Raw genomic sequence first — 22715 nt, 5'->3', positions numbered from 1 at the left:
ATCCGGGGTGCGGCGGATGACAGGCCACCGGCGCGTGTCCACGTACTCCCCCGTGCCAACGCCCTGGCCCGCTCCCGGCGCGGGCGCTCAGGCGCTGGTGAGCTTGAGGCCGGCGATCCCGGCCACGATCAGGCCGATGCACAGCAGCCGCGCGGTGGTCGCCGGCTCCTTGAACACCAGCATGCCCAGCAGGGCGGTGCCGACCGCGCCGATGCCCACCCACACCGCGTAGCCGGTGCCCAACGGGATCGTCTTCAACGCGGTGGCCAGCAGCCAGAAGCTGCCGAGCATGGCCACCACGGTGACCAGGCTGGGCGTGAGCCGGGTGAAGCCGTGCGAGTACTTCAGGCCGACGGCCCACACCACTTCCAGCAGGCCAGCCAGTACGAGCAGGATCCAGGACATCTCGATCTCCTTGCGATTCGCCCGGGCCGCAATGCAAAAGCGGCCCGGAACCAGGTTCCGGACCGCCGTCGGTCCCGCGTTCGCGGCGCCTGCCGCGGGCGGGTCGTCCCGCCTTGTTTTCCATGCCAGGCCAGTGTGCCCGGCACCGCTGCAACCGCGTGTAACCGCGTGTAACCGCGAGTAACCGCGCGGTTACTCGACCAGGTTGCGGCCGTGGAACAGTTCCTCGATCTCGCGCTTGAGCAGCGCCTCGATGCGCATGCGCTCCTTGAACGAGAGGTTGCGCGCCTTCTCCTCGAACAGGTAGGTGTCCAGGTCGAACTCCTTCAGGTGCATCTTCGTGTGGAAGATGTTCTCCTGGTACACGTTCACGTCGATCATCTCGTAGCGCGAACGGATGTTCTTGGCCAGGAAGTCCTGGATCGAGTTGATCTTGTGGTCGATGTAGTGCTTCTTGCCCTTGATGTCGCGGGTGAAGCCGCGCACGCGGTAGTCCATCACCACGATGTCGGACTCGAAGCTCTCGATCAGGTAGTTCAGCGCCTTCAGCGGCGAGATCACGCCGCAGGTGGCCACGTCGATGTCCGCGCGGAAGGTCGCGATGCCGTTCTGCGGGTGCGTCTCCGGGTAGGTGTGGACGGTGATGTGGCTCTTGTCCATGTGCGCCACCACCGCGTCGGAGATGACCTCCTTGCCGGCCTGCTTCTTGTCGATCACCGGCTCCTCGGAGATGAGGATGGTCACCGAGGCACCCTGCGGGTCGTAGTCCTGGCGGGCCACGTTCAGGATGTTGGCGCCGATGATCCGGGCCACGTCGGTCAGGATCTGGGTCAGGCGGTCGGCGTTGTACGCCTCATCGATGTACTCGATGTAACGCTGGCGCTCGTCCTCCGAGACCGCGTAGCAGACGTCGTAGATGTTGAAGCTCAGCGCTTTGGTCAGGTTGTTGAAGCCTTGCAGCCTCAGGCGCGGCAGGGGTTTGACCACGGCGGTCATGCCTCTGGGGGTGGGAAACGCGCCATTATGCGGCAAAGCCGATGAAGGGGGATACGCTCCGTGAACCGGAGTTTGCCCCCCGGGCGACACGGGGGTACCCTTCGCTTGCCCCATACCCCCAATTCATGAACGTCAGGAATCCTGCCGCCGTGTCTCCCGCGCGTTTTGCCACCAGCCCCCTGTCGCTGGACCAGACCGTCGTCGACCGATTCCTCGTCCACTGCCAGCGCCGACGTTACCCCAACCGCACCGACGTGTTCAGGCCTGGCGACCCCGCCGGGACCCTGTACTACGTGGTCAGCGGCTCGGTCAGCATCATCGCCGAGGAAGACGATGGCCGCGAACTGGTCCTGGGCTACTACGGCCCGGGCGAGTTCGTCGGCGAGATGGGCCTGTTCATCGAGACCGACAGCCGCGAGGTGATCCTCCGCACCCGCGCGGCCTGCGAACTGGCCGAGATCAGCTACGAGCGCCTGCAGCAGCTGATGCTGGGCTCGCTGGCGGCCGACGCCCCGCGCCTGCTGTACTCGATCGGCGTGCAGCTGTCGCGGCGCCTGCTGACCACCAGCCGCAAGGCCAGCCGCCTGGCCTTCCTCGACGTCACCGACCGCATCGTGCGCACCCTGCACGACCTGGCCCGCGAGCCGGACGCCATGTCGCACCCGCAGGGCACCCAGCTGCGGGTCTCGCGCCAGGAGCTGGCGCGCCTGGTCGGCTGCTCGCGCGAGATGGCCGGCCGCGTGCTGAAGAAGCTGCAGGCCGACGGCCTGCTGCATGCGCGCGGCAAGACCGTCGTGGTCTACGGCACGCGCTGAACTTAACCGTTCAGTGGATCAGGCCCGGGGCGGTGCCTCGCCGCCGCGGTCCTTGCAGCCCCAGTTGAGGATCGGCGTCCCGGCCGGCAGCACCTGCCGGAAGAACGCCTCGCGCCCGCGCTTGGGATTGACCACCACCGGCTGGCGCGCGGCCTGCAGCAGCGGCAGGTCGGCGGTGCTGTCGCTGTAGGCCATGTCGATGTCGCCATAGCCGCGCTCGCGCAGCATCCGCACCTTCTCGCGGTTGTGGCAGTGGCGGGTGGCCTTGACCCCGCCCAGGCGCGGCCCGACCTCGGTGCCCACCACCGGCACGTCGGCGTGGGCGACGAAGCCCAGGATCGCCCGCGCCAGTTCCGGCGGCGCGCCGGTGGCCACGACCACGCGGTCGCCGCGGGCGCGGTGGTTGGCGAACACCTCCAGCGCGGTCGGCAGCAGGCGCGCGGCGATCTCCTCGCGGTGGGTGGCCACGTAGCGGTCGATCACCCGGTCGAACTCGCGCACCCGGTGCATGCCGAAGCTGCCGATCCAGGCGTAGCCGGAGATGCCCCAGCGCCGGGTCGGCAGGAACGCCACCATCGGCCCCAGCACCGGCGTGGCCAGCAGCGCCACCAGGGTGCGCAGCCAGCTGCGGCGGATCAGCCAGGCGAACAGGTGGCTGCCGGAGTCGCCGTCGTACAGGGTGTGGTCGAAGTCGAACACCACCAGTGGCGCGTCGGCCTTGGGTTCGGGCCAGGTACTCATGCTTCGAAGAACAGCTGGCGCAGGGCCTCGCCCGGCTCCTCGGCGCGCATGAAGGCCTCGCCGACGAGGAACGCGTGGACCCCGGCCTGGCGCATCAGGGCCACGTCGGCCGGGCCGAGGATGCCGCTCTCGGTGACCAGCAGGCGGTCGCGCGGCACGGCGTCCTTCATGCCCAGGGTCACGTCCAGCGACACCTCGAAGCTGCGCAGGTTGCGGTTGTTGATGCCCACCAGCGGCACCGGCACCTGGATCGCGCGCTCCAGCTCGTCGATGTCGTGGACCTCGACCAGCACGTCCATGCCCAGTTCCAGCGCGGTGCCGGAGAGCTCGGCCAGCTGCTCGTCGGACAGCGCGGCCACGATCAGCAGGATGCAGTCGGCGCCGAGCATGCGCGCCTCGTGCACCTGGTAGGGATCGATGGTGAAGTCCTTGCGCAGCACCGGCAGGGTGCAGGCCGCGCGCGCCTGCTGCAGGTACTGGTCCGCGCCCTGGAAGAAGTCCACGTCGGTCAGCACCGACAGGCAGGAGGCGCCGCCGAACTCGTAGCTGACGGCGATCTCGTCCGGGCGGAAGTCCGGGCGGATCACGCCCTTGGACGGGCTGGCCTTCTTGATCTCGGCGATCACCGCCGGGTCGCCCTGGGCGATGGCGGCCTGCAGGGCCGCGGCGAAGCCGCGCACCGGCCCGGCATCGCGGGCGCGGGCAGCCACCTCGGCCAGCGGCAGGCGCGCGCGGCGCTCGGCGATTTCTTCGGCCTTGCGGGCCAGGATGGTCTGCAGGATGTCGCTCATGGGGTCCCTGTATGGCGCGGCACCCCGGCCGGGGCCGGGACCGGCATTCTCGCATGAGCCGGGCGCGGCCCGGCGCCGTTCAGTCGGCGGCGGGCACGCCGGCGCGGTAGCCGCAGGCGCGCTCGACCCTGCCCACGCGCAGCTCGTAGCGCTCGTACCAGTGGGCACGGCCGTGGCGGCGGATCTCCGCGTGCTCGGCGTGCGCGCGCCAGGCGGCGATCGCCGCCTCGCTTTCCCAGTACGACACGGTGATGCCGAAGCCGTCGGCGCCACGCACCGACTCCACGCCCAGGAAACCGGGCTGCCGGCGCGCCAGTGCCACCATGCGCTCCGCGGCGGCGGCGTATTCCTCCGGGTCGGCGTCGTTGCGCTGCGAGGCGAACACCACCATGTAGTACGGCGGTGCCGGCAGCGTGGCGAAGCGTCCCTCGCTCATGCCGGGGCCGCCTCCGCGGCCAGCGCGCGGCTGGTCTGGACGTAGCGGTCCAGCGCCGCGCGGGCGGCACCGGAGTCGATCGCCTGCCGCGCGCGGCCGATGCCGTCGGGGATGTCCTCGGCCACGCCGGACACGTACAGCGCGGCGGCGGCGTTGAGCAGGACGATGTCGCGCGCCGGGCCGGGGGCGCCGTCCAGCACCGCCAGCAGCATGCCGCGCGACTGCGCCGCATCGGCCACCTTGAGGTTGCGGCTGGCGGACATGGCGATGCCGAAGTCCTCCGGGTGGATGTCGTATTCGCGCACCTTGCCGTCGCGCAGCTCGCCGACCAGGGTGGCCGCGCCCAGCGAGATCTCGTCCATGCCGTCGCGGCCCCACACCACCAGGGCGCGCTCGGCGCCCAGCTCCTGCAGCACGCGCGCCTGGATGCCGACCAGGTCCGGATGGAACACGCCCATCAGGATGTTCGGCGCGCCGGCCGGATTGGTCAGCGGCCCGAGGATGTTGAAGATCGTGCGCACGCCCATCTCGCGCCGCACCGGCGCCACCACCTTCATCGCCGGGTGGTGGATGGGCGCGTACATGAAGCCGATGCCGGTGCGGGCGATGGACTCGGCCACCTGCTCCGGCTGCAGCTCGATCGCCGCGCCCAGCGCCTCCAGCACGTCGGCCGCGCCGGAGCTGGAGGACACGCTGCGCCCGCCGTGCTTGGCCACGCGCGCGCCGGCGGCGGCGGCCACGAACATCGAGCAGGTGGAGATGTTGAAGGTGCGCGAGCCGTCGCCGCCGGTGCCGACGATGTCGACCAGGTGGCTGCGGTCGGCGACCTCGACCTTGCGCGAGAACTCGCGCATCACCGTGGCCGCGCCGGCGATCTCGCCCACGGTTTCCTTCTTCACCCGCAGGCCGGTGAGGATGGCCGCGGCCATCACCGGCGAGACCTCGCCGCCCATGATCTGGCGCATGAGGTCGACCATCTCGTCGTGGAAGATCTCGCGGTGTTCGATCGTGCGCTGCAGGGCTTCCTGCGGGGTGAAGGTCATGGTCATGGCGGCTGTGCGGGGGTACCCGGGCGAGTTTATCGCGGTGGCGCGTGCGTGGCCCCGGGACAGGCCGTAGGGCGCATCCGGGATGGCGCGCCGGGCTCCCGGGCGCCTGCCGCAGCCGGTTCCCGGGGCCCGCTTCGCTCGTCCGGGCTGCGAGCATCGGAATACCCGTTGCCGGGGCGCCCCACTCCAGGGGCGGGAACAGGACCACACGCCCCCCGACGCGCCGGAAGCCGCTTGTAGCACGCGGGCATGCCACAAGCGGGCCATGAGTCTTGCCAGCCCCTGGTCCATTCCCGGCCCCCAAACGCAAAACGCCGGCCCCGGGGCCGGCGTTCGCGTAACCCTGCCCGGCCGTGGCCGGGAGCAGCGTCAGTGCTTGAGGTTGCGGCGCAGGCGCTCCAGCGCCTGCAGCTGGGCGGTGACCTCGGCCAGGCGCTGCTGCGCCTCGGCCACTTCCATCGCCTCGCTGCGGTTGGCCAGCACCCGCTCGGCCTCTTCCTTGGCCTTGCGCACCGCGGCCTCGTCGATGTCCTCGGCGCGGATCGCGGTGTCGGCCAGCACCGTCACCACCTGCGGCTGCACCTCGAGGATGCCGCCGGAGATGGCGAAGTCAAGCTGCGAGCCGTCCGGCAGCGTCACCACCACCTTGCCCGGCTTCAGGCGCGTGATCAGGGGCGCGTGCCGGGGCGCGATGCCCAGCTCGCCCAGCTCGCCGGTGGCCACGACCAGGGTGGCCTCGCCGTGGAAGATCTCCTGCTCGGCGCTGACGATGTCGCAACGGATGGTGCTCATGCTGCCTCGCTGTGCTCAGTGTCCAAGGAAGACCGCGCTCAGGCGATCTTCTTGGCCTTCTCGACGGCTTCCTCGATGGTGCCGACCATGTAGAACGCCTGCTCCGGCAGGTGGTCGTACTCGCCGTCCACGATGCCCTTGAAGCCGCGGATGGTGTCCTTCAGCGAGACGTACTTGCCCGGCGAGCCGGTGAACACCTCGGCCACGTGGAACGGCTGGCTGAAGAAGCGCTCGATCTTGCGGGCGCGCGACACGGCAAGCTTGTCCTCTTCCGACAGCTCGTCCATGCCCAGGATCGCGATGATGTCCTTCAGCTCCTTGTACTTCTGGAGCGTGGCCTGCACGCGGCGCGCGGTGTCGTAGTGCTCGTGGCCGATGACGTTCGGGTCCAGCTGGCGGCTGGTCGAGTCCAGCGGGTCCACGGCCGGGTAGATGCCCAGCGCGGCGATCTGGCGCGACAGCACCACGGTGGCGTCCAGGTGGGCGAAGGTGGTGGCCGGCGACGGGTCGGTCAGGTCGTCCGCGGGCACGTACACGGCCTGGATCGAGGTGATCGAACCGGTCTTGGTCGAGGTGATGCGCTCCTGCAGCACGCCCATTTCCTCGGCCAGGGTCGGCTGGTAGCCCACCGCCGACGGCATGCGGCCCAGCAGCGCGGACACTTCGGTACCGGCCAGGGTGTAGCGGTAGATGTTGTCGATGAACAGCAGCACGTCCTTGCCCTTGCCGGACGCGTCCTTCTCGTCGCGGAAGTACTCGGCCATGGTCAGGCCAGTCAGGGCCACGCGCAGGCGGTTGCCCGGCGGCTCGTTCATCTGGCCGTACACCATCGCCACCTTGTCGAGGACGTTCGACTCCTTCATCTCGTGGTAGAAGTCGTTGCCCTCGCGGGTGCGCTCGCCCACGCCGGCGAACACCGACAGGCCCGAGTGCGCCTTGGCGATGTTGTTGATCAGCTCCATCATGTTGACGGTCTTGCCGACGCCGGCGCCGCCGAACAGGCCGACCTTGCCGCCCTTGGCGAACGGGCACATCAGGTCGATCACCTTGATGCCGGTCTCCAGCAGCTCGGTGGCCGAGGACTGGTCCTCGTAGGACGGGGCGGCGCGGTGGATCTCCCAGTGGTCGGAGGCCTGCACCGGGCCGGCCTCGTCGATGGCGTTGCCCAGCACGTCCATGATGCGGCCCAGGGTGCCGGCGCCGACCGGAACCGAGATCGCGCGGCCGGTGTTGGTCGCGACCAGGTTGCGCTTCAGGCCGTCGGTGGAGCCCAGCGCGATCGCGCGCACCACGCCGTCGCCCAGCTGCTGCTGCACTTCCAGGGTGATGTTGGTGCCTTCGACCTTCAGCGCGTCGTACACCTTCGGCACTTCCGCGCGCGGGAACTCGACGTCGACGACCGCGCCGATGATCTGAACGATCTTGCCCTGACTCATGGTGATTTCCTCAGACTCTTGAAATTTCTCGCGACCGGGTCGCCGAAGGTTTTTCCTGATGGCCGCCGCCGGGAGGCGCGGCCGCTTGGTGTTCGCGTCAGACCGCCGCCGCGCCGCCGACGATCTCGGAGATTTCCTGGGTGATCGCCGCCTGGCGGGCCTTGTTGTAGACCAGGTTCAGCGTGCCGATCAGCTTGGTCGCGTTGTCGCTGGCGGCCTTCATCGCCACCATGCGCGCCGCGTGCTCCGAGGCTACGTTCTCGAGCACCGCCTGGTAGACCAGGGACTCGATGTAGCGGGTGATCACGTGGTCCAGCACGCTGGCCGCGTCGGGCTCGTAGATGTAGTCCCAGTCGTGGGCCGGCACGTCGGTCTGCGCCGCCGGCAGCGGCAGCAGCTGGTCGAACGTGGCCTTCTGGCTCATCGTGTTCACGAAGTGGTTGTAGACCACGTACACGCGGTCGACCTTGCCCTCGGTGTACGCGTCGAGCATCACCTTGATCACGCCGACCAGGTCGTCCAGGTGCGGCATGTCGCCCAGGTGGGAGACGCTGCCGACCATGTTCACCTTGATCCGGCGGAAGAAGGCCTGCGCCTTCTGGCCGATGGTGACCATGTCGACCTCCACGCCCTGCTCGTTGTGCTGGCGGATCTCGCCCAGCAGCTTGCGGAACAGGTTGTTGTTGAGGCCGCCGGCCAGGCCGCGGTCGGAGGAGACCACGATGTAGCCGACCCGCTTGACCTGCTCGCGCTGCACCAGGAACGGGTGCTGGTAATCGGTGTTGGCCTGGGCCAGGTGGCCGATCACCTGCTTCATCGCCTGCGCGTACGGGCGCGAGGTCCGCATCCGATCCTGCGCCTTGCGGATCTTGGAGGCCGAGACCATCTCCAGCGCGCGGGTCACCTTGCGGGTGTTCTGCACGCTCTTGATCTTGGTTTTGATTTCCCTGCCGCCTGCCATTAGCTCGCTCCGCTCGCCGGGATTCGGGATTCGGGAACGGGGATTGGCCGAAGGCGCATCCCGTGTCCCGTCACGAACCCTGTTTTCCTACGAATCCCGAATCTCGAATCCCAAATCCCACGGACTCAGTAGGAGCCCGTGGTCTTGAACTCCTCGATGCCCTTCTTGAACGCCGCCTCGATCTCGTCGTCCCAGGCACCGGTGTTGTTGATGCGCTCGACCAGCTCGCCGGCGGTGTTGATGAAGTGGGCGTGCAGGCCTTCCTCGAAGGCGCCGATCTTGTTGACCGGGACGTCGTCCAGGTAGCCCTCGTTGACCGCGTAGATGGACAGGGCCTGCAGCGCGATCGGCATCGGCGCGTACTGCTTCTGCTTCATCAGCTCGGTCACGCGCTGGCCGCGCTCCAGCTGCTTGCGGGTGGCCTCGTCCAGGTCGGAGGCGAACTGGGCGAACGCCGCCAGCTCGCGGTACTGGGCCAGGGCGATGCGGATGCCGCCGGACAGCTTCTTGATGATCTTGGTCTGGGCGGCGCCGCCGACGCGCGACACCGAGATACCGGCGTTCACGGCCGGGCGGATGCCGGCGTTGAACAGGTCGGTTTCCAGGAAGATCTGGCCGTCGGTGATCGAGATCACGTTGGTCGGCACGAACGCGGACACGTCGCCGGCCTGGGTCTCGATGATCGGCAGCGCGGTCAGCGAGCCGGTCTTGCCCTTGACCTCGCCGTTGGTGAACTTCTCCACGTACTCGGCCGAGACGCGCGCGGCGCGCTCCAGCAGGCGCGAGTGCAGGTAGAACACGTCGCCCGGGTACGCCTCGCGGCCCGGCGGGCGGCGCAGCAGCAGCGAGATCTGGCGGTAGGCCACGGCCTGCTTGGACAGGTCGTCGTAGACGATCAGGGCGTCCTGGCCGCGGTCCATGAAGTACTCGCCCATGGTGCAGCCGGCGTAGGCCGAGATGTACTGCATGGCGGCCGACTCGGAGGCGGTGGCGGCGACCACGATGGTGTGCTCCAGCGCGCCGTTCTCCTCCAGCTTGCGCACGATGTTGGCGACGGTCGAGGCCTTCTGGCCGATCGCCACGTACACGCACTTGATGCCGGTGTTCTTCTGGTTGATGACCGCGTCGATCGCCATCGCGGTCTTGCCGGTCTGGCGGTCGCCGATGATCAGCTCGCGCTGGCCGCGGCCGATCGGGATCATGGCGTCCACCGACTTGTAGCCGGTCTGCACCGGCTGGTCGACCGACTTGCGCCAGATCACGCCCGGGGCCACGCGCTCGACCGGGGCGGTCAGCTTGGCGTTGATCGGGCCCTTGCCGTCGATCGGCTCGCCCAGGGCGTTGACCACGCGGCCCAGCAGCTCCGGGCCGACCGGCACTTCGAGGATGCGGCCGGTGGTCTTGGCCACGTCGCCCTCGCGCAGGTGCTCGTAGTCGCCCAGGACCACGGCGCCGACCGAGTCGCGCTCCAGGTTCAGGGCCAGCGCGTAGGTGTTGCCCGGCAGCTCGATCATTTCGCCCTGCATCACGTCGGCCAGGCCGAAGATGCGCACGATGCCGTCGGACACGCTGGTCACCGTGCCCTCGTTGCGGGCCTCGGCCGAGAGCTTGACCTGCTCGATGCGGGACTTGATCAGGTCGCTGATTTCGGAGGGGTTGAGCGTGGTAGCCATGTTGGTTTCCTTGGAGTCGCTCGCCGGCATCCCGGGTCGCGACCTGAAAAGTGAACTGTCTGGGTGCGGCGTCCGTCAGCCCGCCAGGGCGGTCTGCAGGCGCGCCAGCTTGCCCTTGAGCGAGCCGTCGATGACCACGTCGCCGGTGTCGATCACGGCGCCGCCGATCAGGCTGGCGTCCACCGCCTGCTGCAGCTCGACCTCGCGGCCGAAGCGGCGGCGCAGCGCGGCGCGGATCTTCTCCAGCTCCTCGGCCGAAAGCTCGGTGGCGGAGGTGACCTTGGCCCGCACCACGCGCTGTTCCTCGGCGCGCAGCTGCTCGAACAGGCCGGCGATCTCGGCCAGCAGCGGCAGCCGGCCGGCCTCGGCCAGCACCGCCAGGAAGCGGCGGAAGCTGTCGTCGGCGTCCTGCGGCGCCAGCAGCGCGATGGCCGCCTCGTCGCCCAGTTCCGGGTTGAGCAGCAGCGTGGCCACGCGCGGGTCGGCAGCGACCTGCGCCGAGAACGCCAGCGCCTGCGACCAGGCGTCCAGGCGGCCCTGGTCGCGGGCCGCGCCGAAGGCGGCGCGGGCATAGGGACGTGCGAGGGTCAGCGCCTGGCTCATGTCAGATCTCGGCCGCCAGTTCGTCCAGCAGCGCCTTGTGCGCGTTGGCGTCGATCTCGCGCTGCAGCAGCTTCTCGGCGCCGCTCACCGCCAGCAGGGAGACCTGCTTGCGCAGCTCCTCGCGGGCGCGGTTGGCCGAAGCCTCGATCTCCGCCTGGGCCAGCGCCTTCTGGCGGTTGGCCTCGACGATGGCCTCCTCGCGGGCCGCGTCGACGATCTGGTTGGCGCGCGCGTGGGCCTGGTCGATGATCTCGTTGGCCTTGGCGCGGGCTTCCTTCAGCAGCTCGTTGACCTTGTCCTGCGCCTGGGCGAGGTCCTTCTGGCTGCGGTCGGCCGCGGCCAGGCCCTCGGCGATCTTCTGCTGGCGCTCTTCCAGGGCCTTGAGCAGCGGCGGCCAGATCTTGGTGGCGACCAGCCAGATCAGGCCTGCGAAGGCCAGCGCCTGGGCGAAAAGAGTCAGATTGAGGTTCATTGGTACGCTCTGCCTGTGCTCAGGGAGCCTGCGGCGCGGACGCCGCGAGGCTGCCTACATGCCGCCGCCGGTTCCCGCGAAGCGGACCGGCGGCAGACCCGTCGAATCGAACGATCCGGCAGTTACGGGGCCAGGCCGCCGACCAGGAACGGGCTGGCGAAGGCGAACAGCAGGCCCACGGCGACCGAGATGATGAACGCGGCGTCGATCAGGCCGGCGGTGATGAACATGCGGACCTGCAGCACCGGGATCAGTTCCGGCTGGCGGGCGGCCGATTCCAGGAACTTGCCAGCCATGATGGCCAGGCCCAGGCCGGCGCCCAGCGCGGCCAGGCCGATCATGATGCCGATGGCCAGAACGGTCGAAGCCTGGACGGAAGCGAGGGCGGTCAGTGCGGTTTCCATGGTTTTCTCCGGAACGGATAGCTGAGTTGGTGAAACGGTGGGAACGAAGGGTGAAGCGAATGGGGGAAATCAGTGGCTGTCTTCGGACAGGCTCAGGTACACGATCGACAGCATCATGAAGATGAAGGCCTGCAGCGGGATCACCAGCAGGTGGAAGATCATCCAGCCGAAGCCGAAGACCGCGCCGCCGAGCATGCCCAGCAGGCCGGCGCCGCCGAGCACCCAGATCAGCAGGAACACGATCTCGCCGCCGAACATGTTGCCGAACAGTCGCATCGCCAGCGAGATCGGCTTGCTGAGCCATTCGACGATGTTGAGGATGAGGTTGAACGGCATCATCCACTTGCCGAACGGCGCGGTCAGGAACTCGGCGGTGAAGTGGCCCAGGCCCTTGGCGCGCAGCGCGAAGAACAGCATCAGGAAGAACACGCTGATCGACATGCCGAGGGTGGCGTTGACGTCGGCGGTCGGCACCGGCTTCCACGAGGAGACGCCCAGCGCGTGCAGCGGCTGCACGATGAAGTCCGCCGGGATCATCTTCAGCAGGTTCATCAGCAGGATCCAGAAGAACAGGGTGATCGCGATCGGCGTCACCAGCTTGCTGGTCCCGTGGTAGGTGTCGCGGGCCTGGTGGTCCACGAATTCAAGGCAGATCTCGACGAAGGCCTGCCACTTGCCCGGCACGCCGGACGTCGGCTTGCGGGTGGCCAGCCAGAACAGGAAGACCATCAGCAGGCCCATCAGGACCGAGGTCACCAGCGTGTCGACGTGAATCGTCCAGAAGCTGCCCTCGCCGACGTGCGCCGTCAGGTTGTGCAGGTGGTGCTGGATGTAGCTGGTAGGGGTAAGTTCCGCCTCGCCCGCCATAGGTCCGATCTTCCTGTGCTAACGACCTGGAGTTGTGTGTTGCGGTATAACGGCCCCGTCGGCCTGAGCCGTTCAGGGATGTCGCGCCATGGCCAGTACCTGCGCCACCAGCGAGACCGCCGCCGCCACCAGCATCGGCAGCGGGGGCAATCCCAGGGCGACCACCCCGATCACCATCACGGCGACCAGGACGAACCACTTGGCCAGCATCCCTGCCAGCAGCCGCGCCATCGCCGGAACCGCCCCGGTGATGCCGCCGCCCAGTCCGATGCGGGCCGCGATCCAGCCGCCCAGCAGCACCGCAGCCCCGCCCACCAGCGCCGCCGCGCCCGCCTTCCAGCCCTGCCAGAGGCAGGCCAGCGCGGTCAGCAGCGTCGCCATCGCCTGCCAGGCAATCGCGCGAACGGCCTGTCGCCGGGCTGCGGCAACGGAATTGATCACGCGACGGTACCTGTGAGGGGAGGCGGAAGCAGGCTGCACTGCAGCAGATGCGCCCGTTGAGCCGCAAAAGTATAGCAGCGGGACAATTTGCGGGACAACCGACGCAAGTCACGGCCCCCGGGCGGGAACTTGCCGGGAAAATCCCGGTCGTAAGCCCCTGCAGCCGCGGAGTACCTCGTCGATCCGTCGCCGCCAAGGCCCCGTCCCCACCGGGGCCTTCGTCTTTGGTAGGGGCCTGCTTTGGTAGGGTGGCCCGCCTTCACCCGGCCTGTGCGCCGGGCTCACGGGTTGTGGACCGCACGCGCCCGCATAGTGGCGGCCCCTCCTCCCACGAGAGCCCGACCCGATGCGCTTCCACCCCGCCCCCGCCCTGCTTGCCACCGCCCTGCTGGCCTGCGCCGGCACCGCCGCCGCCCAGGACGCGCGCGGCGACCGCTTCACCCTGCGCGTGGGTGCGATGAGCGCCGCCGCCGAGACCGAGCTGTCGGCCTCCACCACCTTCATGGGCGAGCCGTACCGCTTCTCCCAGGGCTTCGACTTCGGCAGCGACGAGTGGGTGCCGCGCATCGACGGCGTGTTCCGCCTGTCCGAGCGCCAGCGCCTGGTGTTCGACTACTTCAACTACGACAAGAGCCGCCGCGAGACCCTCGGCGAGAACCTCTCCTACGACGACATCACCATCCCCGCCGGCAGCTACGCCGAGGCCACGCTGGACTTCCAGCTGGCCAGCCTGCTGTACGACTACTCGGTGGTGCAGACCGATTCCTTCAGCCTGGGCCTGCAGATCGGCGCCGAGTGGGCCAAGGCCAAGGCCACCCTGGTGGCGGAGGCCGGCGAGGACCGCTGGAGCGACGACACCAGCGAGGACGGCTACGCCCCGGTGGTCGGCGTGCGCCTGACCGCGCGCCCGGGCGAGCGCTGGCTGCTGAACCTGCAGGGCCAGTACCTGGACGCGGACTGGGGCGATTTCGGCGACTACGACGGCAGCATCACCCGCGCCAACGCCGTGGCCGAGTACCGCTTCACCGACAACTTCGGCCTGTTCGCCGGCTACGAGTGGTACCGCCTGGACGTCAAGCGCACGGTCTCCGGCGACGGCATGCGCGACGGCCTGGCCGGCTGGGACCAGCGCTTCAAGGGCCCGGTGGTGGGCGTGACCCTGGCGTTCTGAACCACCCCGCGACACCTGCGGAAACGAAGAACCCCGGCGCAGGCCGGGGTTCTTCGTTGCGGTGCCAGCGGCGCCGGCTTACTTCTTCTTCGGGATGTACAGGTCGGTGATCGTGCCCTCGTATACCTCGGCCGCCATCGCCACCGTCTCGCCCAGGGTCGGGTGCGGGTGGATGGTGTGGCCGATGTCGCCGGCCTCGGCGCCCATCTCGATCGCCAGCGCCAGTTCGGAGACCAGGTCGCCGGCATGCACGCCGACGATGCCCGCGCCGATGATGCGGTGGGTGGCCTCGTCGAAGATGAGCTTGGTGAAGCCCTCGGTGCGTCCGATGCCGATGGCGCGGCCGCTGGCCGCCCACGGGAACTTGCCGACGCCGACCTGCAACCCCTTGGCCTTGGCCTCGGTCTCCGTCACGCCCACCCAGGCGATTTCCGGGCTGGTGTAGGCCACCGACGGGATCACCCGCGCCACCCACTCCTTCTTCTCGCCAGCGGCCACTTCCGCGGCCAGCTTGCCCTCGTGCGTGGCCTTGTGCGCCAGCATCGGGTTACCGACGATGTCGCCGATGGCGAAGATGTGCGGCACGTTGGTGCGCATCTGCCGGTCGACCGGGATGAAGCCGCGCTCGGTGACCTGCACGCCGGCCTTTTCCGCGTCGATCTTCTTGCCGTTCGGCGCGCGGCCGACGGCGACCAGCACGCGGTCCCAGGTGCCCGACTCCAGCTCCGGCTTCTGGCCTTCCACGGCCGATTCGAAGGTCACGGTGATGCCCTTCTTGTCGGCCTTCACGCCGGCCGCCTTGGTCTTCAGGTGCACCTCGATGCCCTGCTTCTTCAGGCGGTCGGCCAGCGGCTTGACCAGGTCCTTGTCGGCGCCCGGCATCAGCTGGTCCATGAACTCGACCACGGTGACCTTGGCGCCCAGGGCGCTGTACACGGTGGCCATTTCCAGGCCGATGATGCCGCCGCCGACGACCAGCAGCCTCTTCGGCACCTCGGCCAGTTCCAGCGCGTCGGTCGAATCCATGATCCGCGGGTCGTCCCACGGGAAGTTCGGCAGCTTCACCGCCTGCGACCCGGCGGCGATGATGCACTGCTCGAAGCGCAGCAGCTGGACCTTGCCGTCGGCGCCGGTGATCTCCAGCTCGTTGGGCGAGACGAACTTGCCCACGCCCTGGACCACGCGCACCTTGCGCTGCCTGGCCATGCCGGCCAGGCCCTTGGTCAGCTGGCCGACGACCTTCTCCTTGTACTCGCGCAGCTTGTCCAGGTGGATCTTCGGCGCCGGGAACTCGATGCCGCACTCGCCGGCGTGCGCGGCCTCCTCGATGATCGCGGCCGAGTGCAGCAGCGCCTTGGACGGGATGCAGCCGACGTTGAGGCACACGCCGCCGAGGCTGGAATAGCGCTCGACCAGCACCGTATCCAGGCCCAGGTCGGCGGCGCGGAACGCGGCGGTGTAGCCGCCGGGGCCGGAGCCGAGCACGACCATGCGGCATTCGATGTCGGCCGGGCGGCCGGTGGCCAGCGCCGGCTTCGGCGCCGGGGGCTCGGCCGGGGCGCGGTGCGACGGGGTCACCGGCGGCTTGCTGCCCGGCGCCACCGGGGCCGGCGCGGCGGCCGCGCCCGCGGCTTCCAGCACCACCACGACGTCGCCCTCGGACAGCCTGTCGCCGACCTTGACCTTCACTTCCTTGACCACGCCGTCGGCCGAGGACGGCACCTCCAGGGTGGCCTTGTCCGATTCCAGCGTCACCAGGCCCTGGTCCTTCTTCACCGTGTCGCCGACGGCGACCAGCACCTCGATGACCGGCACGTCCTTGTAGTCGCCGATGTCCGGAACCTTGACCTCGACCGCACCGCCACCCGCGGCGGGAGCGGCCGGAGCAGGCGCGGGCGCGGCGGCAGCCGGGGCGGCCGCCTTCGGCGCCTCCGCCGCGGCGGCACCGGCGGCTTCCAGCACCACGACCACGCTGCCCTCGGACAGCCTGTCGCCGACCTTGGCCTTCACTTCCTTGACCACGCCCTCGGCCGAGGACGGCACTTCCAGGGTGGCCTTGTCCGACTCCAGCGTGACCAGGCCCTGGTCCTTCTTCACCGTGTCGCCGACGGCGACCAGCACCTCGATGACCGGCACGTCCTTGTAGTCGCCGATGTCCGGGACCTTCACTTCGATCGTGTTCGCCATGTGCCCTCCGTTACAGCAGCACGCGGCGCATGTCCGCGAGGACCTGGGCCAGGTAGCTGGTGAAGCGCGCGGCGGCGGCGCCGTCGATCACGCGGTGGTCGTAGCTCAGCGACAGCGGCAGCATCAGCCGCGGCTGGAACTGCTTGCCGTCCCACACCGGCTGGAAGCTGGACTTGGACACGCCCAGGATCGCCACCTCCGGCGCGTTGATGATCGGGGTGAACGCGGTGCCGCCGATGCCGCCCAGCGAGCTGATCGAGAAGCAGCCGCCGGTCATCTCGGCCGGGCCCAGCTTGCCCTCGCGCGCCTTCTTCGCCAGCTCGCCCATTTCCTGGGCGATCTGCAGCACGCCCTTCCTGTCGACGTCGCGGATCACCGGCACGACCAGGCCGTTGGGCGTGTCGGCGGCGAAGCCGATGTGGAAGTACTTCTTGAGGGTCAGGTTCTCGCCGGACTCGTCCAGCGAGGCGTTGAACTCGGGGAACTGCTTCAGCGCGGCGACCGAGGCCTTCAGCAGGAACGCCAGCATGGTCAGCTTGATGCCGGACTTGGCCTTCTCCTGCTCCTTGTTGAGCTGCACGCGCAGCTCTTCCAGGTCGGTGATGTCGGCCTGGTCGAACTGGGTGACGTGCGGGATCATCGCCCAGTTGCGGGCGAGGTTGGCGCCGGAGATCTTCTTGATCCGCGACAGCGGCTTGGTCTCGATCTCGCCGAACTTGCTGAAGTCCACCTTCGGCCACGGCAGCAGGTTGAGGCCGCCACCGGTGGCAACGCCGCCCGGAGCGGACGCCGCGGCGCCGCCGGCCAGCGCCGACTTGACGTAGCGCTGCACGTCTTCCCGGGTGATGCGGCCGCCGCGGGCGCTGCCGCTGACCTGGGCCAGGTCCACGCCCAGCTCGCGCGCGAACAGGCGCACCGCCGGGGTGGCATACGGCACCTTCTCCGGCAGCACGCTGTCGGCGTTGAACTCCACCGGCGGGGTGCGCGGGCCGGACGGCTGCTGCAGCTGGGCCTGGCCGATGTCGCGCTGGGCGAGGTTGTCGGCCTTTTCGGGCACGGCCACCGGCTCGATGCGCTCGCCGGTCTCGGCGGTCTTGACCGAGGCGGCCGGGGTCTGCGGCGCGGCCGGGGCGGCCTCGGCCTTCGGCGCGGCGGCGGGGGCCGGCGCGCTGCCGCCTTCGGCGACCTCGATCAGGGCCACGACGCTGCCCTCGGACAGCTTGTCGCCAAGCTTGACCTTCAGTTCCTTGACCACGCCGGCGTAGGGAGAAGGCACTTCCAGCGTCGCCTTGTCCGACTCCAGGGTCACCAGGCCCTGGTCCTGGTTCACGGTGTCGCCAACGGCGACCAGGACTTCGATGACGGGGACGTCGCTGTAATCCCCGATGTCGGGGACGCGCGCTTCCTTGATTTCGGCCATGCCAGGGCTCCGGCGTTGTACGTGGGGAAAGACCCCTATTGTGTCCGTCCGCGCCCCACCCGCCAACCTCCGCCACTGTCGCGCTGCGGGAACATTGAAGGCCGCTTTCAGGCGCTACGGTTGCAACGGTGACCATACGCAAGCGCAGGGTGCACCCGCCCTCACCGGCGCATCACGCTCACCCGCCCCTCGCCCACCTTCCACGCCGCGCCGACGTGGATGAACCCGGTCCGCGCCGGCGGGCAAGCAACGGCGCGGCCTGCGGCGGTTTGCCTGAACGCCACGCACGACGCGCCACGTGCGGCAGGGTTTGGTTCATCCCCGTGCTCCTACGTTCGGTCGTGCCCACTCCAAGGGCGCCTAGAACAACAAAGGAGACTCCCCCATGCGGTCCATTCGAATCCTGACCCTCGCCCTCGTCCCCGTCCTGGCCGCTGCCCCGGCCTTCGCCCAGGACGCCTCTTCCACCGCCGCGGACAAGCGCTTCGCCGTGGTTGGCGGCATCGCCCACATCGAGCCCTCCGATCCGGGCAACAACCTGAAGGTCGACGGTGGCCCGGCCCCGACCCTGAGCGCCAGCTGGTACGCCACCGAGAACTTCGCGGTGGAGCTGTGGGGCGCGGCCGACAAGTTCGACCACCGCGTGCGCGACAAGGACCTGGGCAAGCTGGGCACGGTCGAGCAGCAGCCGATCGCACTGAGCGGCCAGTGGCACTTCGGCCAGGCCGGGCAGACCTTCCGCCCGTTCGTCGGCCTGGGCTACTACGAGTCCAACTTCAGCGACGAGGAAGTCGCCGGCCTGGGCGGCGTGGTCGGCCTGGAGACCGCCAAGGGCGCGATCGGCACCGTCGGCGTGGACATGAACATCAACGAGACCTGGTTCGCGCGCACCGACGTGCGCTACATGCACTCGCGCCCGGAAGTCCGCATCGACGGCGCCGGCACCGGGCAGGAGCTCAAGCTCGACCCGTGGACCGTCGGCGTCGGCATCGGCGCGCGCTTCTAACGCTCCCGCCGCACGACACGGCGACAGGACGGGCCCGCGGGCCCGTCCTTTTTTGCGTCAGCGCGCCGGCTCCAGCGGCGCGTCCACCACCGGCGGCGGCGCCCACACCAGGCGGCGGTAGTCGAAGCCGGCCTCCAGCCGCGGCTTGACGATGCGGAAGAACGGCGAGACATCGAAGTCGCGCGGGGTGTACAGGCTGTGGTGGCGGATGTGCAGCACTTCCTCGCGGGCGAAGCGCCCGCCGGGACCGGCCGCCTCCAGCACCTCGATCTCCGGCAGGATCGGATAGCCGATCGAGCCGAAGGCCTGGGCCAGCAGGGTCGAGCAGATCGCCCTGGTCGGCTCGCCGCTGCCCAGCGCCAGCATGCGCCGCTTGAGCGGGTCCGGCAGCGGCGGCTGGCGGATGAGGTAACGCGCCAGGTCGAGGATGTTCTTCAGGTCGTAGCTGTAGCCCAGCCGCTGCAGCATGTAGCCGGCCACCGCGTCGATCTCGGCCGCGCCCAGGCCCACCGGGCGGCAGATGCGCAGGTGCAGGCCGGCGAACTCCGACAGCGGCACCGTGCGCACGCCGTCGTTGACGTCCACGTCCACGAACCAGGGCTGGTCGCCGCCCTCCGGCACGCCCAGGCACAGCGCCGCGTGCGACCAGGTCGACTGGGTGAGGTACTTGATCGCGCTGGAGAAGCGGCTGGTGCCTTCGACCAGCAGCACGTCGCCGCGGCGCAGGCTGGCCGCGACCAGCTCCAGGCGACTGCTGGGACCGCGCGCGCGGCCCGGACGCGGCCGCGCCAGGAACCGCGCCAGGCGCCTTCCGATCCACTGCAACACCATCGTGTTCCTCCCCGGGTGGACCGGCCAAGGCTAACCGACGCCGGCCGCTCAGGGCCGGCGCAGGACCCCGCCGTCGCGCCTGTACGCCGCGGTACGCATGTAGAGGTAACGGGTCATCACCAGGGCATAGCCCAGCAGCAGGCCGCCGACCGCCATCATCCCGGCATGGCTGAGCCAGCCCGACTCCGGCCAGGTGGCATCACCGAAGGCCACGCGCAAACCCTGCACCAGGCCAGCCACCAGCCGCACCAGGACCAGCGCCAGCAGGCCGACCGACAGCACCGGGCTGGTGCGGTAGAACAGGCCCGCGGTGGTTTCGACGAAGCGCACGCGGGTGGTGGCGAGCAGGCCCAGCACGATGCCGGCCAACGCCGCCAACGGCACGTACGTCCACACGTTGCGCCAGAACAAGCCCGCCAGCAGCGCGGCCAGCGCGAACAGCACCGCCGACAGCAGGCTCGACCACCAGGCCAGCCGCAATGGCAGCAGCCAGGCCTGGCGGCGGGTATTGAACGCGCCGCGGATGCGCAGCGCCAGCGCCACCGGCAGCAGGGCCAGGAACAGCGCCAGGGCGGCGACGAGGGCCAGCAGCAGCGGCACGGGCGCGGCTCAGAACGCCGGCAGCACCGCGCCCTTGTACCTGCGCTGGATGAAGTCCCTGACCTCGGGGCTGGTCAGCGCGCGCGCCAGCGCCTGCACCCGCGGATCGTCGCGGTTGTCCGGGCGCGCGACCAGGAAGTTCACGTAGGGCGAATCGCTGCCCTCGATCGCCAGCGCGTCGCGGGTGGGGTCCAGCCCGGCGTCCAGCGCGTAGTTGGTGTTGATCAGGGCCAGGTCGACCTGGTCGAGGATGCGCGGCAGCATCGCCGAATCCAGCTCGCGGAACTTCAGGCCCTTGGGGTTGGCGGTGATGTCGCGCTGGGTCGCCAGGGCGTTGGTCGGGTCGGCCAGGGTGATCACGCCGGCGGTGTGCAGCAGGATCAGCGCGCGCGAGTTGTTGCTCGGATCGTTGGGGATGGCCACGTCGGCGCCGGCCGGCAGCGCCTCCAGCGAGGCGTGGCGGCGCGAGTAGGCGCCGAACGGCTCGATGTGCACGCCGGCGACGGCCACCAGGTCGGTGCCGCGGCCCTGGTTGTAGGCCTGCAGGTAGGGTTCGGTCTGGAAGTAGTTGACGTCGATGTGCTTCTGCGCGACCTGGTCGTTGGGCTGCACGTAGTCGTTGAACACCCGCACCTGCAGGCGCACACCCTCCTTCTCCAGCATCGGCTTGACCACCGCCAGGATCTCCGCGTGCGGCACCGCGGTGGCGGCCACGCGGAGGGTCTGGTCGCCGCCGGCGGCGGAACCGGAGCCGCCGCCGCAACCGGCAAGCACGGTGCTGGCGGCAAGCAGGAGGGGCAGGAGGATGGCGCGCATGGGGGGAGTCCGTGTGGGTTGGGGGAAGGATACGGCTCAGCGGCGGCTGTAGCGGGCCACCAGGCGGTCGCCCAGCATCTGCACCAGCTGCACCAGCACCAGCAGCAGCACCACCGTGACCAGGGCCACGTCGGTGTGCGAGCGCTGGTAGCCGTCGCGGAAGGCCAGGTCGCCCAGGCCGCCGGAGCCGATCGCGCCGCCCATGGCGGTGAAGCCGACCAGGGCGATGGTGGTGACGGTGGCGCCGGCGACCAGCCCGGGCCGCGCCTCCGGCAGCAGCACCCGCCACACCAGCTGCCAGGTGGTGGCGCCCATCGCCAGGGTCGCCTCGATCACGCCGCGGTCGACCTCGCGCAGCGCGGTCTCCACCAGGCGCGCGTAGAACGGCGCCGCGCCCACCACCAGCGGCAGGATCGCGCCGCGCACGCCCAGCGAGGTGCCCATCACCGCCAGGGTCAGCGGGATCATCGCGATCATCAGGATGATGAAGGGCACCGAGCGCAGGATGTTCACCACCAGCGACAGCACCGCGTACAGCCCGCGGCGCTCGTGCAGCTGGCGCGGGCCGCACAGGAACAGCAGCACGCCCAGCGGCAGGCCGGCCAGCAGGGTCAGCGGCAGCGCGCCGCCGAGCATGGCCAGGGTATCCAGCGTGGCCTGGCCGATCTCGGCCCACTTGCCGGCGTCCAGGTTGCGGAAGAAGCCGTCCGCGGCGGCGACCAGGGCAAACGTGCTCATGCGCGCAGCACCTCCACGGTGACGCCGGCCGCCGCGAACGCCTGCTGCGCGGCGTCGGCGTCGCCGCCGACCAGGGCCACGACCAGCTGCCCGTAGGGCGTGTCGCGGATGCGGTCGATGCGGCCGGACAGGATGTTGTAGTCCACGCCGCACTGGCGCGCGATGCGGCCCAGCAGCGGCGCGTAGGTATCGGCGCCGAGGAAGGTCAGGCGCAGGATGCGCCCTTCCACCGCGGCGAAGTCGGCATGCAACCCATGCTCGTCCACGTGCTCGGCCTCGGACACGAAGCGGCGCGTGGTCGGATGCTGCGGGTGCAGGAACACCTCGGTGACCGGGCCGCTCTCGACCAGGCGCCCGGCATCGAGCACGGCCACGCGGTCGCAGACGCGGCGGATCACGTCCATCTCGTGGGTGATCAGGACGACGGTCAGGCCCAGCTCGCGGTTGATCCCGGCCAGCAGGGACAGCACCGAGGCGGTGGTCTGCGGATCCAGCGCGCTGGTGGCCTCGTCGCACAGCAGGATCTTCGGCCCGGTGGCCAGGGCGCGGGCGATGCCCACGCGCTGCTTCTGCCCGCCGGAAAGTTGCGCCGGATACTTGTTCGCGTGCTCGGCCAGGCCGACGCGCTCCAGCAGTTCCGCCACCCGCGCGTCGATGCGCGCGCGCGGCTCGCCGGCCAGTTCCAGCGGGAAGGCCACGTTCTGCGCCACCGTGCGCGAGGACAGCAGGTTGAAGTGCTGGAAGATCATGCCCACGCGCCGGCGCAGCGCGCGCAGGCCCTCGCCGTCCAGCGCCGCCACGTCCTGGCCATCGACCCACAGCTGGCCGCCACTGGGCGCCTCCAGGCGGTTGATCAGGCGGATCAGGGTGGACTTGCCGGCGCCGGAGTGGCCGATGATGCCGAACACCTCGCCGGCCCGGATCTCCAGGTCGAGCGGATGCAGGGCGGCGACCTGGCGGCCACCCACGGCGTAGGACTTGTGGACCTGCTGGAACCGGATCACGGGGGAGCGGAAGGGCATCGACGCGCGGGCCGGCAAGCCTAGCAGCTGCCGTGCCCCGGT

Annotated in this window: 25 protein-coding genes; 3 read left to right on the top strand and 22 right to left on the bottom strand. The window is 69.8% G+C overall.

Annotation, left to right across the window (positions count from 1 at the left end; all coding sequences use genetic code 11):
- Window positions 1–87 precede the first annotated feature (87 nt).
- A complete protein-coding gene (gene sugE, locus EIM47_RS00845; protein WP_125075813.1) occupies window positions 88–405 on the bottom strand; it encodes a quaternary ammonium compound efflux SMR transporter SugE in 318 nt (105 codons plus the stop codon).
- A gap of 192 nt (window positions 406–597) precedes the next feature.
- On the bottom strand, window positions 598–1392 hold the full coding sequence (gene speD, locus EIM47_RS00840) for an adenosylmethionine decarboxylase (RefSeq protein ID WP_024870477.1): 795 nt from the start codon (window positions 1390–1392) through the stop codon (window positions 598–600).
- Window positions 1393–1526: 134 nt separating this feature from the next.
- Between speD and crp the strand changes: the two genes are divergently transcribed.
- Window positions 1527–2216, top strand: coding sequence for a cAMP-activated global transcriptional regulator CRP (gene crp / locus EIM47_RS00835; RefSeq protein WP_125075812.1), 690 nt, complete (start codon window positions 1527–1529; stop codon window positions 2214–2216).
- Between the two features lie 18 nt (window positions 2217–2234).
- On the opposite strand, the gene EIM47_RS00830 is transcribed toward crp, so the two are convergent.
- The 13 genes from EIM47_RS00830 to EIM47_RS00770 form a co-directional block, all read right to left on the bottom strand.
- Complete coding sequence (locus EIM47_RS00830; protein ID WP_028914474.1) at window positions 2235–2957, bottom strand: haloacid dehalogenase-like hydrolase; 723 nt, start codon at window positions 2955–2957, stop codon at window positions 2235–2237.
- Window positions 2954–3748: an indole-3-glycerol phosphate synthase TrpC gene (trpC, locus tag EIM47_RS00825; RefSeq protein ID WP_019398226.1), complete on the bottom strand. Its 795-nt coding sequence runs from the start codon at window positions 3746–3748 to the stop codon at window positions 2954–2956. Before trpC ends, EIM47_RS00830 begins: the two co-directional genes overlap by 4 nt.
- A gap of 79 nt (window positions 3749–3827) precedes the next feature.
- Window positions 3828–4184, bottom strand: a complete 357-nt coding sequence (locus tag EIM47_RS00820) for an antibiotic biosynthesis monooxygenase (protein ID WP_019398225.1) — start codon at window positions 4182–4184, stop codon at window positions 3828–3830.
- Window positions 4181–5227: an anthranilate phosphoribosyltransferase gene (gene trpD, locus EIM47_RS00815; protein ID WP_026010444.1), complete on the bottom strand. Its 1047-nt coding sequence runs from the start codon at window positions 5225–5227 to the stop codon at window positions 4181–4183. Before trpD ends, EIM47_RS00820 begins: the two co-directional genes overlap by 4 nt.
- 375 nt (window positions 5228–5602) lie before the next feature.
- Window positions 5603–6025, bottom strand: a complete 423-nt coding sequence (locus tag EIM47_RS00810; RefSeq protein ID WP_028914471.1) for a F0F1 ATP synthase subunit epsilon — start codon at window positions 6023–6025, stop codon at window positions 5603–5605.
- A gap of 38 nt (window positions 6026–6063) precedes the next feature.
- The gene (gene atpD, locus EIM47_RS00805; protein WP_019398222.1) at window positions 6064–7461 is read right to left on the bottom strand and encodes a F0F1 ATP synthase subunit beta; all 1398 of its coding nucleotides are present in this window, start codon (window positions 7459–7461) and stop codon (window positions 6064–6066) included.
- 97 nt (window positions 7462–7558) lie between these two features.
- Window positions 7559–8422, bottom strand: a complete 864-nt coding sequence (atpG, locus tag EIM47_RS00800; protein WP_019398221.1) for a F0F1 ATP synthase subunit gamma — start codon at window positions 8420–8422, stop codon at window positions 7559–7561.
- A 125-nt stretch (window positions 8423–8547) separates the two neighbouring features.
- Entirely contained in the window at window positions 8548–10095 is a 1548-nt protein-coding gene (atpA, locus tag EIM47_RS00795; protein WP_028914470.1) for a F0F1 ATP synthase subunit alpha, read from the bottom strand.
- A 75-nt stretch (window positions 10096–10170) separates the two neighbouring features.
- Complete coding sequence (locus EIM47_RS00790) at window positions 10171–10698, bottom strand: F0F1 ATP synthase subunit delta (protein ID WP_125075811.1); 528 nt, start codon at window positions 10696–10698, stop codon at window positions 10171–10173.
- Between the two features lies 1 nt (window position 10699).
- The gene (locus tag EIM47_RS00785) at window positions 10700–11170 is read right to left on the bottom strand and encodes a F0F1 ATP synthase subunit B (protein ID WP_019398218.1); all 471 of its coding nucleotides are present in this window, start codon (window positions 11168–11170) and stop codon (window positions 10700–10702) included.
- A 122-nt stretch (window positions 11171–11292) separates the two neighbouring features.
- Window positions 11293–11574, bottom strand: coding sequence for a F0F1 ATP synthase subunit C (gene atpE / locus EIM47_RS00780; protein WP_013534007.1), 282 nt, complete (start codon window positions 11572–11574; stop codon window positions 11293–11295).
- Window positions 11575–11643: 69 nt separating this feature from the next.
- Window positions 11644–12441: a F0F1 ATP synthase subunit A gene (gene atpB / locus EIM47_RS00775; RefSeq protein ID WP_125075810.1), complete on the bottom strand. Its 798-nt coding sequence runs from the start codon at window positions 12439–12441 to the stop codon at window positions 11644–11646.
- Window positions 12442–12513: 72 nt separating this feature from the next.
- Window positions 12514–12882 carry a hypothetical protein gene (locus EIM47_RS00770; RefSeq protein ID WP_233581615.1) on the bottom strand — a complete coding sequence of 123 codons (369 nt, stop codon included), beginning with the start codon at window positions 12880–12882 and terminating at the stop codon, window positions 12514–12516.
- Window positions 12883–13228: 346 nt separating this feature from the next.
- Between EIM47_RS00770 and EIM47_RS00765 the strand changes: the two genes are divergently transcribed.
- Window positions 13229–14053 (top strand): hypothetical protein, encoded by an 825-nt coding sequence (locus tag EIM47_RS00765; protein WP_019398215.1) that lies wholly within the window; start codon window positions 13229–13231, stop codon window positions 14051–14053.
- Between the two features lie 78 nt (window positions 14054–14131).
- Here the strand turns inward: EIM47_RS00765 and lpdA are convergent, their stop codons facing one another.
- The gene (lpdA, locus tag EIM47_RS00760) at window positions 14132–16240 is read right to left on the bottom strand and encodes a dihydrolipoyl dehydrogenase (RefSeq protein ID WP_125075809.1); all 2109 of its coding nucleotides are present in this window, start codon (window positions 16238–16240) and stop codon (window positions 14132–14134) included.
- A 10-nt stretch (window positions 16241–16250) separates the two neighbouring features.
- Complete coding sequence (gene aceF, locus EIM47_RS00755; protein WP_125075808.1) at window positions 16251–17660, bottom strand: dihydrolipoyllysine-residue acetyltransferase; 1410 nt, start codon at window positions 17658–17660, stop codon at window positions 16251–16253.
- Between the two features lie 385 nt (window positions 17661–18045).
- On the opposite strand from aceF, the gene EIM47_RS00750 reads away from it, so the two are divergent.
- Window positions 18046–18666 carry an OmpW family outer membrane protein gene (locus tag EIM47_RS00750; RefSeq protein WP_125075807.1) on the top strand — a complete coding sequence of 207 codons (621 nt, stop codon included), beginning with the start codon at window positions 18046–18048 and terminating at the stop codon, window positions 18664–18666.
- Window positions 18667–18723: 57 nt separating this feature from the next.
- Here EIM47_RS00750 and EIM47_RS00745 read toward each other — a convergent pair whose 3' ends face one another.
- From EIM47_RS00745 to EIM47_RS00725, 5 genes are read right to left on the bottom strand one after another with little or no spacing between them, the layout of a single operon-like run.
- Window positions 18724–19497 (bottom strand): YiiX/YebB-like N1pC/P60 family cysteine hydrolase, encoded by a 774-nt coding sequence (locus EIM47_RS00745; protein WP_019398211.1) that lies wholly within the window; start codon window positions 19495–19497, stop codon window positions 18724–18726.
- Window positions 19498–19545: 48 nt separating this feature from the next.
- Complete coding sequence (locus EIM47_RS00740) at window positions 19546–20097, bottom strand: hypothetical protein (protein ID WP_125075806.1); 552 nt, start codon at window positions 20095–20097, stop codon at window positions 19546–19548.
- Between the two features lie 9 nt (window positions 20098–20106).
- Complete coding sequence (locus EIM47_RS00735; protein ID WP_019398209.1) at window positions 20107–20913, bottom strand: MetQ/NlpA family ABC transporter substrate-binding protein; 807 nt, start codon at window positions 20911–20913, stop codon at window positions 20107–20109.
- A gap of 36 nt (window positions 20914–20949) precedes the next feature.
- Entirely contained in the window at window positions 20950–21651 is a 702-nt protein-coding gene (locus tag EIM47_RS00730) for a methionine ABC transporter permease (protein WP_028914465.1), read from the bottom strand.
- Window positions 21648–22655, bottom strand: coding sequence for a methionine ABC transporter ATP-binding protein (locus EIM47_RS00725; RefSeq protein WP_125076089.1), 1008 nt, complete (start codon window positions 22653–22655; stop codon window positions 21648–21650). The genes EIM47_RS00730 and EIM47_RS00725 overlap by 4 nt, the downstream gene beginning before the upstream one ends.
- Window positions 22656–22715: the final 60 nt, after the last annotated feature.

This window comes from Pseudoxanthomonas sp. SGT-18 (genome assembly GCF_003931645.1).
Lineage (GTDB): Bacteria > Pseudomonadota > Gammaproteobacteria > Xanthomonadales > Xanthomonadaceae > Pseudoxanthomonas.
The sequence above is the reverse complement of the archived record's forward strand: the minus strand, read 5'-3'. Positions and strand labels throughout refer to the sequence as shown.